At 65.3% G+C, this 11,333-nt stretch carries 6 protein-coding genes; 2 read left to right on the top strand and 4 right to left on the bottom strand.

What is annotated here, in order from left to right:
• Positions 1–306 precede the first annotated feature (306 nt).
• Together ACLHRZ_RS42415 and ACLHRZ_RS42410 are read left to right on the top strand one after the other, a co-directional pair.
• On the top strand, positions 307–2,376 hold the full coding sequence (locus tag ACLHRZ_RS42415; RefSeq protein WP_490423984.1) for an FG-GAP-like repeat-containing protein: 2,070 nt from the start codon (positions 307–309) through the stop codon (positions 2,374–2,376).
• A gap of 709 nt (positions 2,377–3,085) precedes the next feature.
• Positions 3,086–3,547 carry an RDD family protein gene (locus ACLHRZ_RS42410; RefSeq protein ID WP_490423983.1) on the top strand — a complete coding sequence of 154 codons (462 nt, stop codon included), beginning with the start codon at positions 3,086–3,088 and terminating at the stop codon, positions 3,545–3,547.
• Between the two features lie 424 nt (positions 3,548–3,971).
• On the opposite strand, the gene ACLHRZ_RS42405 is transcribed toward ACLHRZ_RS42410, so the two are convergent.
• The 4 genes from ACLHRZ_RS42405 to ACLHRZ_RS42390 all read right to left on the bottom strand — a co-directional run bounded on the left by ACLHRZ_RS42405 (position 3,972) and on the right by ACLHRZ_RS42390 (position 10,231).
• Positions 3,972–4,376, bottom strand: coding sequence for a hypothetical protein (locus ACLHRZ_RS42405; RefSeq protein ID WP_490423982.1), 405 nt, complete (start codon positions 4,374–4,376; stop codon positions 3,972–3,974).
• A 1,004-nt stretch (positions 4,377–5,380) separates the two neighbouring features.
• Positions 5,381–6,370, bottom strand: a complete 990-nt coding sequence (locus ACLHRZ_RS42400) for a YihY/virulence factor BrkB family protein (RefSeq protein WP_490423981.1) — start codon at positions 6,368–6,370, stop codon at positions 5,381–5,383.
• 956 nt (positions 6,371–7,326) lie between these two features.
• Complete coding sequence (locus ACLHRZ_RS42395) at positions 7,327–8,046, bottom strand: response regulator transcription factor (RefSeq protein ID WP_490423980.1); 720 nt, start codon at positions 8,044–8,046, stop codon at positions 7,327–7,329.
• Positions 8,047–8,965: 919 nt separating this feature from the next.
• Positions 8,966–10,231, bottom strand: coding sequence for a sensor histidine kinase (locus tag ACLHRZ_RS42390; protein WP_490423979.1), 1,266 nt, complete (start codon positions 10,229–10,231; stop codon positions 8,966–8,968).
• Positions 10,232–11,333: the final 1,102 nt, after the last annotated feature.

The following is an 11,333-nucleotide window of genomic DNA, read 5'->3' as shown; positions in this document are numbered from 1 at the left end:
AAGATCTCCACGGCACGAGGGGATTGACAGTCCCGCCGCCTCCTACCACGGGGCTTGCACACACTTTCAAGACTGACGTGCCCTTCGGCGTCTTCCTGGGCTGGGCCCTGTTTTCTTTCGCCGGGGTGGTGACGGGGCGGGCGGATGTGGGATTGAGGGGCGCGGGTTCCGGTGTGCCTGACCTTCCTCTTTCTTGTGCCGGTGTGTGCCGGCTGGGTCGGGGCGTGTGTCGGTGCCTGCTTATGTGTTGTTCAGGATCTGCCGTGCTGGGCGCGGTGGTCTGTGAGTGTGAAGGAGCCTGGCCGGATGGCAACAGGTGTGATCAGTGTGAGTGGCGTGAACGGCGCGCAGGCGCCGGTACGGGAGTCTGCCGGTGTGCGGGCCCGTGGCGGCCGGGGCGCGGGGCGGCGGTGGACGCGTGCCGGTATCGGCGCGCTGCTCGTCGCGTCGGTCGTGGGAGGCGGCGCGGCAGAGGCCTTCGCCGACGCCCCCACCCCCGCCCCTACTGGACAGGCCGCGGCTACCGCGCAACCGTGCGGCGAGTCCAGCCAGCCGTGCAAGGTGGAAGAAGTCGCCATCGGCCTCGGCAATGCCTACGGTGTGGCGCTGGACGGCCACGGCAACGCCTACACCATCGGCAGCGTTGGTGATCTGTGGCGGGTGGACCTCTCCAACGGACAGAAGCAGACCGTCGCCACCGACCTCGGCGATGCTCGAGGGCTAGCGCTGGACGGCCAGGGCAACGCCTACACCACCGACCACACCGGGGGCAAGCTGTGGCGGGTGGACCTCTCCAACGGACAAAAGCAGACTGTCGCCACCGACCTCGACGCTGCCTATGGTGTGGCGTTGGACGGCCAGGGCAACGCCTACACCAGCGACTACACCGGGGGCAAGTTGTGGCGGGTGGACCTCTCCAACGGACAAGAGCAGACTGTCGCCACTGACCTCGGCAATGCCGATGGTGTGGCGCTGGACGGCCACGGCAACGCCTACACCAGCAACAACCGTGGTGATCTGTGGCGGGTGGGCCTCTCCAACGGAGAGAAGAAGGAGATCGCCACCGACCTCGGCAATGCCGCGGACGTGGCGCTGGACGGCCACGGCAACGCCTACACCACCGACCACACCGGGGGCAAGCTGCGGCGGGTGGACCTCTCCAGCGGAGAGAAGAAGGAGGTTGCTACCGGCCTCGGCAATGCCGCGGGTGTGGCGTTGGACGGCCACGGCAACGCCTACACCGTCAACAGCACCGGGGGCAAGCTGTTGCGTGTGGTGGGTGCTGCGGTGCCGTCCAAGCCCGCTGCCCCGTCGGTGTCCTCGCCGGAGCGGGGCAGCACGGTGGGGGATGTGCGTCCGGAGATCACCGGCAAGGGGACCAAGGGTGCCATGGTCGAGGTGAAGCTCAAGGACGGTGAGGCCCTGGGCAAGCCCGTCGAGGTGAACGGCGAGGGCGAGTGGAAGCTCAAGCCGTCGCAGGACCTTCCCGCTGGTGAGGTCACTCTGACGGTGACGCAGAGCGTGGACGGGAAGCCCTCCGATCCGGTTGAGCATGCGTTCACCGTCAAGCGTGAGAGTGTCAAGGTCAACCCGTCGAAGATGGAGCAGACGGCGGCGGGGGACATCGACGGTGACGGCAGGGCCGACCTGATCGCCAAGCCCGACAAGAACGCCGGCCTGTACTGGTTCAAGAGCAACGGCGACGGCACGTACGAGCAGGGCCGCAAGATCTTCGACAGCTGGGACTACACCCAGACCAACGCCGGTGACTTCGACGGCGACGGCCACACCGACATCGTCGCCGCCGACTCCAACGGCACCCTGCACCTGTGGCGCGGCAACGGCGACGGCACCTTCAAGGAGAAGCAGCGCCTGACCGGCGGCTGGGAGGGCAAGGAGCAGACCACGGCCAAGGACTTCGACGGTGACGGCATCGCCGACCTCGTCGCCCTGGACACCACCACCGGCAAGCTCAAGCTCTGGCGCGGCACCCGCAACGTCAGCAACCCCTTCGACAAGCCGATGACCCTGACCCCGTGGGAAGGCTTCACCCAGACCACCGGCGCGGACGTCGACGGTGACGGCAAGGCCGACCTCGTCGCCGCCACGAAGGACAAGGACGGCAAGACCGTCCTGAAGTACTGGCACTCCAACGGCGACACCACCGGCAACCCCTTCATCAAGCCCGTCACCCTGACCAAGTGGAACAACTTCCGCCAGGTCACCGCCGGCGATGTCACCGGCGACGGCAAGGACGACCTCATCGCCGTCGACGGCACCACCAACCAGCTCAAGAACTGGTTCTCCAACGGCAACGTCACCGGCAACCCCTTCGAAAAGCCCACCGTCGTCACCCTCGAAACCCCCAAGGAATAACCCGGCCCCGGCCCTCGCCGCTATGCCCTGCCCGCCCGGCCCACAGCCAGGCGGACAGGGCATAGCGGCGAGGGCGTGTCAGTGAGCAACTCACTGAAAGGCCGGGGCCCTGGATGGCTGTCACCTGAACACCGACGGCCACCGCACACCACTTGCGGTGCTGCTCACGGGAGGCAACCGCAAAGACTGCCCGCAGATGCCGCCCCCCTGCCCGCAGGCCGACTCAAGCATCCCCGCCGAAGGCGGCCAACTCCCGTTTAACCAGTCGTGGTTGCGACGGCATACCCTCTCACCAGCGTGTGCACGTGTGAGGCGCCTTATCGTCGTCGCGGGATCCGGCACATGCTCTGCAGGCAGGCAGGCTGTCGAACGCCTCCTTTTCCCGGCGCTACGGCATCAGATATTCCTGTATCCGATGAGGGTGATGAGCAGGCGCCGGAAAACGCTTCTGCGCCTGGCCTGCTGGACCATCACCCGCAGAAAGGCCGCCCCGCGCCGTCACGTGCGACGTGGGAACAATCCGTCTTCTCGATCCGCATCATGTCGATGGCTTCAGTAGACCGGAAGTCACCTTTAGATGCCTGGCATCGCCATGCCTTATGCGAGTGTTGACACGTCACGCCTTTCGCCGCACACGGCATACAGGAAAAAGGAAATACATGGTCGACACACCCGGCCTGGCCATGTTTCAACAATGGGATGAATGCACATGAGTACACACGCCTCTGCTGCTGGACGCGACACCGCTGTGGTGGTGCGACGCATCATGCAGTACCTCGTCGACCAGACGATCACTGCCGTGATCATCTCACCGTTCGGGCTGACCATCCTGCTGCTATCGAAGCATGGTGACGATTCCGCGAGAGAACCGCTCTGGATGCTGATCGGCCTCATCTGCTGGGCGCTCGTCTCGCTCATGCTGGTCGCGTGGTACTGGGTCCTTCGCCCAGCACGCACCGGACAGACCTGGGGAATGGCCCTGTTCGGGGTCCGGGTGGAAAGGATCGACGGCAAGCCTATGAACAAGACCACAGCACTTCTTCGCTGGCTGTTCCTGCTGGTTGACGGGCTCTGTGCCGGACTGGTCGGACTTGCGGTGATACTTCTCTCCCGCGACCGCCAGCGCGTTGGCGACATGGTGGCAAGAACAACCGTCGTACGCGCTCGTTGACCCCGCGGGTCCGGCACAGGTGCTCGTCACGAGCCGCGGTGCGGCTTGTGGCTACGCAGGCCGGTCCATCAGATGAGATTGCAGGCAAGGGACGCAGACTGCGGAGCACTTGCAGCCAAAAGCAGGCGGGGCAGCGTGAACGTCCAGCCCCTCCCCGGTGCCGTCAGCGGCTGCGACACTGGCCTGCCGTGTCAGGGCGGCGCGGACGTCACACATGGTCCGCGCCCACAGCAACGTCATCATCTGTGAGAGATGCGGATCCCTGACGCTGTTTCATCAGCCCTGCGCATGAGCCAACGGCACGTGATGAACACCCTTCCAACGTTACTGCGGAGGCTATATTTCACCGCGCGGGAAGCCGCCGGGCAGCCGGCTCCGGCTGCCCGGCGAGCGCGCCTTGATGGACAGAATGCTCGCACGGGTGTCACGACTGGATGTCCGTCACACATACTGCAGGCTGTCCGGGTGCCGGGGAAGCTGCTTCTTCCAGCACTTTCCGGTCATCGAGGAGAATCAGGCAGTGGGCCGTCGCGCCGGGGGAAGGGGTCACTGTAATTTTGGCCTGCCGTTTCGCAGCGATGAGCACTTCCTTCGACCATCCGGGCTGCACGTTCTGCTCAGCATGCTCTCGCACCATCCGGTCTCCCCAGAGATACCGGCTCTTGGTGTCCTGGTATGTCACAGCCATCGCGCCTTTTCCTTCAGCGCGGTACGTGATGCCCCACGCCTTTCCCGCGATTTCATCGCGTTGCACAAGAACAAACACCAGAACAATCAACACGATCAACACGAACGCCGCAGATCCGAATACCGCATTCTTTCTCTCCATATTCACACAATATCGCCGCGAGAATCACCATCGTCCACCCAGATGGGATGAACCGCTGCTCCTCCCCAGGTCTGACGGGTGTGCCCGAAATAAAACGGGCCGTCCACCTTCGACGGCCGCCGTCTCTTGACCGGCAGTCAATGCCACAGGTTGAGCCAGATAGCCGTCTACGGCTCCAGGATGAAGGGCCGGGCAGGAGCCCGGGCGGGGAGGACTTCCGTCCGGGCTGAAGAAGCACTGCGAAGCCTGGCTGCGCACGCGTGCGTGAGGACTTCGGTGAAGGAGATGGGGTCCGATTGGTCCGTGCTCGATCAACAGCATGATGATCCCGGCAGGCTGAGGCCTCGGCGTGCGGGAGGTGCTGGTCGGTCGGGCAGGAAGGGCTGACAGGGCTTTCACGTGCGGTTGTTCGGCCGTCGCCCGCCCGGCGGAGTGTTCCTCCTCAGCCTTGACAGGGCCGAGGAAGCCGAGCCGTTCCTGGCTGCGGCGGCTGTGACGGAAACCGTCGATGTACCCAAGGAACGCGAGGCCGGCTTCAGCCCGGTGCCGACGACACGACTGCCGCTACCCGGTCTCCCCGGCAGAGTCCATGGACGTCTCAATTCCATGCCGCAGTAGCCGTGTTGGACCGCAGACGGCCACAGCAGTCTCCTCGTCGGCGGGGACCACTATCAGGCTGACGCCAGGCCGGTGGCCCACAGCCGGTTCGGTGTCAGCGCGCCGAAGTTGCGCTGACACCAGGTCAGGGGCGGGGCGGCTGTCGGGTCGCGGCAGGTGAAGCACCTCGTTCGCCCGCGCGAGCCGGCGTTTGCCTGCGCAGAATGGCGAGCTCGGCGCGTTCGTCGGCGGTCAGCCGGTCCTCGCCCCTGCCGGCGTCCGCCCGGACCTGGCGGGGCACTACGCGGCATCTGCCAGGTCACCGGACGGATCGTCGGCCGCCTCGGCGGATGGACTTCGACGGTGTCTTCCACTCGCGAACTCACCTGGAGCAGAGGGAGCGTTGGCTACGGGCCGTCCGCCTGTCCTGTGCTCTTCCGCCTGCAGGACGGCAGGTCTTGCCGGCCCCGGGGATGCCGGCCGCCGGCAGGGGAAGGCCCGGGCTGCGGTCGGCGGCAGGGGTGCGGTGCCTTCACTGGTGCCTGGCAGGCTGTCAAAAAGCCTTCCGGGGCCGGTCTGGAGGTTGCTGTCCATGCGGTGCAGACCAGAACGAGGCGCGCAGTGAGGTTGATCCACAGCAGCAGCGCGACCGGTACGCCGAAGGCTCCGTACATGTTTTTGGCAGCGATGCTCTTCATATAGCCGCTGAGCAGGAGTTTGAGCAGTTCGAACCCTGCAGCGCCGAGTGCTGCGGCCGTGAAGAGGCGGCGGCGCGGGGGCGTTGCTGCGGGCAGCAGGGTCAGGACGTACAGCAGGAGCAGGAAGTCGGCGGCGGTTGCGAGGGTGAGTGCTGCGGTCTGCAGCAGGGACTGGCTCCAGGTGCTGTGGTCGATGCCCAGGTGGTGGGCGCTCCAGTCGAGGGTGGTGGAGCCGAGGGTTGAGGCGGTCCAGGAGGTGATGCCTGCGGCGCCGAGGCCCAGCAGGACGGTGATGTCGGTGAGTTTGCGGCGCAGGGGGTTGCGATGTCTTTCGGCGTCCTCGGTCTCCCAGACGGCACGCAGGCAGTCCCGTAGGTGGCCGACCCAGGTGATGCCGGTCAGCAGCAGGAGGGCGCCGGCCACGGCGCCGAGGGCGTGGGCGTTGTCGATCAGGTGTTGGAGGTCGAGCTGGTCGGATATGCCGGGGACTTGTTCGGCGAGGGCGTGTTGGAGTTGCTCGACGTGTTCGGTGCTGAGCAGTGTGGCAGTGACTGCGGTGCCCAGGGTGAGCAGGGGGAAGAGGGCCAGGAAGCTGATGAGGGTGATGGTGGCGGCGAGTCTGGACCATTTGACGTGGTCGAGGTGCTGGTGGAGGTGCCAGATGTGAGTCTGCTGCAGGCGGGCGGTCAGCTGGCCCATGACGGCCTGGAATGCTGGCCAGTGCGTGGATTGCCGTGCTCGGCGCCGGGTTCGGGCCGGCTCGAGGTGCGTGTCCTGGGTGGGGGAAGGGCGGTGGGTTCGGAGTTCGTTGACCATGGCGGGGTTCTGTGTGCGGCGACGTGGCACGTCGTGACAGGGGCTGGCTGTGGGTGCGTGCGGTAGCGGGGGTGTCGGCAGTTACCGCTCGGTGCAGTGAGTGTGCGGGCTGGTCCTCCGAGGGGGTGTGTGCCGTCGCCTGCCCCGGCCTGTTCGCCGCAGGCTCAGAGGGAACGGTGTGCACGGTTCTCGCTGAAGGGCCGGTGGAGCTGGGGTTTCTGCCAGCGGCGCAGCAGGGTGGTCTGCTCTTGCCGGCAGTGTCCGGGGGCCTTCGGCCAGGAACACGCGTGGTGTGCTGCGCGGTGGTGCCGCGTCCTGTGAGCCGGGGTGTACCGGTGGTGATACGCAGCGGTGTGACTGCGCAGGCGGCGCGGCGCCCTCATGTGCGGTCGGCCGACCGCTGGTGTGAGGGGCTGCGACGGCGGTTCGGGGGCCGGGCACGGTGCGGGATGGTCTGCTTCATCGTGGCTGAGGTCTGGATCGGCTGCTGGCTCGGCCCGGGCAGGCCTTGGCAGACAGAGGCCATCCGTGGTGTTGGAAGGTGCTCGCGCATCCTGGGTGTCGTTGCCCGGGCCGCCATGTGTGACAGTCCTGGGTGCTCGCGCTGCTCGCTGCGCCGTGGGTGGGTGGCCGACCGGGTCCCGAAGGGCGCAAGGGCATGCTGCAGCGCGTTGATTCTTGCGCGAGCCAGCAATGCCCTGGGATACAGGGTGTTGGTGTCGTGTGCCGGATGTTCGGGCGGTCCTCGAGGCTGCAGGCCGCTCTCCTGGCCGGTGTCCTTGGGTGGGCTGTAGCGGGGCGAGCGGTAGTGGTCAGCGGTTGGCCTCGGTCAGGCCGGGTTACGGGGACGGGTCGCTTTGGCCGGTGGCCGGAAGCTCGATGGTGATGTTGGCGGGGTCGCTGGAGGAGAAGCCGAGGTCGTAGGCGAGGATCGCAGCCTGTGTCCGGTTGTTCAGGCCCAGGGTGTTGAGGATCCTGGAGACGTAGGTTTTGACGCTGGTCAGCGACAGGTTCAGGCCTTCGGCGATCTCCTGGTTGGTGAGCCCGCCGCCGACGAGTGCGAGGACCTTGAGCTCGGTTTCCCTGAGCAGGGCGAGCTTCTTGCTGAGGTCGCGTACGCGCACCGGGGCCCGGGCTGCGGTGCGGCTGGTGACACGCCGCAGGATGTCGAAGGACAGGACGCTTGCGCCGGATGCGACGGAGCGGATCGAGGAGGTCAGTTCCTGGGGGGTGGCCGTCTTCAGCAGGAAGCCTGAGGCGCCTGCTTCCAGGGCGCCGAGGACGGCGTCGTTGGTGTTGAATGTGGTCAGGATGATGACCTTGGGTGGACTGGTTATCCGCAGGAGTTGCAGCGTCGCGTCGATGCCGCCCACGTTCGGCATGTCGAGGTCCATGAGGACGATGTCCGGCTCCAGCTCGCGTGTCGCACTGACCGCCTCGGCCCCGTCGCCCGCTTCGCCCACGATGGTCAGGTCCTCGGCCATTCCCAGCAGTGTGCGCAGGCCGGAACGGATCACCGGTTGGTCGTCGACGATGAGTACCCGAATCACGTAGTCCATACCTTTCTCCCTTGTTCTTCAGACAAGCTGTGAGGTTGTTGCGCCGTAGCCCGGGGGTGTCAGGGGACCTGCTGAAGCCGTCGGAGGGGGTATCGGATGCCCGGGGGCATCAGCGAGAGGTCGATGAGCGTTGCACATCAGCCGGCCTGTATACCGGGTGCCACGCTGGCGAGGCCATGCCTGTGGTGCGTGTTTGCTGCGCTCGGCTCAATCACCAGCCGATCGCCTCTCCCACCATGATTCCCAACCATGCCGAGAGGGCAAGAACGATGACTGGCACTCCGAGGGACGTGGCAAGGAGTACTGTTCGGAGCTTGCTTCGCCGGTCTTCGCATTCTTCCGGGAAAGATTCTGCGTATTCCTGCTGGGAAAAGTTTGTCTTCACTCTCACCAAGATGGTGCACCATGGGGCGGCTTCGGCTTGACGAAAGGTGATTCCCGGGAAACGGAAGTAGATTCCATTGTGAGGGGAGGCTGGCAGATGCCGACGGGGAGGATTCTTGAACGACAGCCCGGGGGCCAGTCGTCGGCCGCCTGACCCTTTCGCCACCTGGATGAGGTGGCCTGAGGGAGGGTGAAGGCCTGCGGGGTACGGGGCACGAGGTGGTGCAAGGCTCGGCATCGACAGCGATCATGCGCCCTGCCAGCTTTTTTCCTTGCATCACCGGGGTACGAGCTCTTGGCGCCTAGGAAGTGTCTGACGGCAGGCCAAGCCGGTGGGGCAGCGTCCGAGCCTGGCCTGCACTGGCACATCGCGGGGCATGACTCTGCGCCGTTTGCGTGAAAAGCGCCGCCTCCCCTTTCCGGGGCACACGGCCGTGGGGCTGTTGACGGGAACGGCGGCCGGGTTATTGCAGCAGGCGCGGCTGCCATATCGCAGCTGCGCCTGCCGTGACTGTATTGCCGGGGGTAGCGCCGGTCATGGGTTTTCTGGCGGGCTGTCGGGGAGGTGTTGTGTGGGGAGTGCGGCCTTGAGGAGAAATCCGCCTTCGCGCGTGGACAGCGCGCTCAGGTTTCCTCCGGCGGATTCCAGCCGCCTGCGCAGGCTGTCCAGGCCTGTTCCGCCGGATCTGATATCGAGCAGCACGCCCTCGGGGCGGGAGTTGTAGACGCTCACGTCGATGCGGTGTGCCAGGAACTCGAGTGTGATGCGGATATGTGTACCGGTGGCGTGCTTGACGGCGTTGGTGAGCCCTTCCTGTACGACGCGGTAAGCAAGGTGTGATACCTCGTCAGGGATGTCCCGGGATTCCCCCTTCCGGGTATATTCGACGTCCACGCCGGATTTCTGGAGATTTTCAATGAGCACCGGCACGAGCTCGAGGCGAGCTGCCGCGGCGAAGTCTTGAGAGAGTTCGTGGCCAGTGATTCCCCGGAGCGAGGAGAGGATGGAGTGCATCTCCTGCACGGCCCTCTGGGCGGCTTCAGGAATTGCTGCTGCCGCTGCCCGCATCGCATCCGAGTCGCCTGGTGCTGACTGCACGATCCCTGCCTGGATCGCGAGGACGGACAGCTGGTGCCCCAGGCCGTCGTGGATTTCGACGGCCAGCCGGGTCCGCTCCTCCGTCACGGCGTAGCGGATCGAATAGGCAATCGATTCTCTCAATTTCCTTATTTTTCGTTCCGTATACTGCTCCAGCTCCCTCTTGCGGCGGGCGAATACACCGGTGGCCGCAGGGAGTCCAATAACGTACACCCCAACGAAAACATTGAAAACAAATCCCACACCCTGAGGGCTCCAGATGAGCCTGACGAACGGAAAAATCAGCAGGGAGATGGCCGCGTACATTTCTGGCCGATTGGTGTAGAAGCCGACCCCGAGAGACGCCAGGGGGAGAAGGGTTACGTCACCGTAGACCGCCGACATGACGAGACCGGCAATCAGCGTGACAATCGGCAGTCTGCGCCAGAAAAGCACTGTCGAGGAAAATACCAGAGCGAACAGCGGCGTCCGGAAATATCCATGAAAAGGGCCAGCCTTCTCGTAATAATGAAGGCTGCTGAGTGAAAGCGCCACGGCAATGGCGCACAACGCGACGTCAATTACCCGTGGATCGATTCTGTGGAAACGGTCGAGAGCGCTCAGCCGCACCACCACCTTCTTCTGCCGTCGAACATCGGGCGATCTACTCACAGTAACGGCCTGCTTGCACCAGGTAAGCGCCCGGTCAATCTTGGAAACCATTGCCGTCCTTCAGGAAACAGGCTGTCCGAGAAAACGTGCCGACTGGCCGCGAGCGCGCTGCCGGCATAGTTCACTCCACGCAAAACCGACACCGTGCCGGCTTATCGCGACTCTGCGACGTGCGTACGCACAGGACTACGCTCGATGACAAGTTCGGCACACATCGAACACGGCCGCACAGGCACGCACATCTCCGAGGGCGTCATTGCCCTTGAGGTTCGCCCCGCCGCGGGGGAGCCGCTCTTTGCCTCGATCGCGTCACCTCGCAATCGCCATCACAGCAAAGGCAACGACAAGAATTCACCTGCCACACCGTACGGCTTCCGGGGTTGAACACTGTAGCCTTCGTCTTGGCCGAAGGTAATCAGCCCTGCCGCCGGTCACACAGGGCCAGCCACAGGGCAACACCTCTTCGTGTCAAGCTGATGGGATCAAAGGGGTATCCGAGCCGGAGAACGGCTTCTCCACTGCCTGAGCGGTACTGACGCAGGTGGCACCTCTTTCCGGCAGTATCGCGGCCGGCTCGGAACTTCGACCTGAGCACGCAGGACAACGGCCGACCAGGAAATTCCGGGATGCCGATTCAAGTCCCCGTGACACTCCCGGCAGCGCGACACCGTAACAGGGAACAGAGGAGGCCACCGGATGCGCCACGCCCACGGTGAAGCCTCTTAAGTCAGCCCGTCGCAGAGAGCACGGAATCCCCGGTCAGAGTGCCAAGGCTGGGCCGCCTTCTTCGTGATGCGCCCGGGTGATGAGCCCCCGGTAAATACGACAGGCAAGACGATGCGCGCTCTGACGGATTTCTCAGACGGCGCTGCGCAGCGCCCCGACGGCCCCCTGTGACACCGTGCCGTCGCCCCCGCAGTCACCACGCCTGGGGCTGGGCCCGGCAGCGCCTATGGCCCGCCTGCGCGGTGTCGGCGGCCTGGCTCTCGGCCTGACCGGTCACGAGGCCCTGGGCATCGCCTTGATCACCGCCGCACCGACCGGCAGCAGCCTTCTGGCCCGAAGGGCCTGCAACCGCCGCTGAACACACCGCTGCCGTCAAGGGAGGCGGAGGCGCCTGCCGATCCGGCCGTCGGTGGCAGGGCTCCCTGGA

The sequence above is a fragment of the Streptomyces sp. AM25 genome, assembly GCF_058146165.1.
Note: the sequence above shows the minus strand (reverse complement) of the source record. Positions and strands in the feature narration are given on the sequence as shown.

Coding starts and splice junctions, on each gene's coding strand:
- ACLHRZ_RS42415 (WP_490423984.1), top strand. CDS start 307: ATGGCAACAGGTGTGATCAGTGTGAGTGGCGTGAACGGCGCGCAGGCG.
- ACLHRZ_RS42410 (WP_490423983.1), top strand. CDS start 3,086: ATGAGTACACACGCCTCTGCTGCTGGACGCGACACCGCTGTGGTGGTG.
- ACLHRZ_RS42405 (WP_490423982.1), bottom strand. CDS start 4,376: ATGGAGAGAAAGAATGCGGTATTCGGATCTGCGGCGTTCGTGTTGATC.
- ACLHRZ_RS42400 (WP_490423981.1), bottom strand. CDS start 6,370: ATGGGCCAGCTGACCGCCCGCCTGCAGCAGACTCACATCTGGCACCTC.
- ACLHRZ_RS42395 (WP_490423980.1), bottom strand. CDS start 8,046: ATGGACTACGTGATTCGGGTACTCATCGTCGACGACCAACCGGTGATC.
- ACLHRZ_RS42390 (WP_490423979.1), bottom strand. CDS start 10,231: ATGGTTTCCAAGATTGACCGGGCGCTTACCTGGTGCAAGCAGGCCGTT.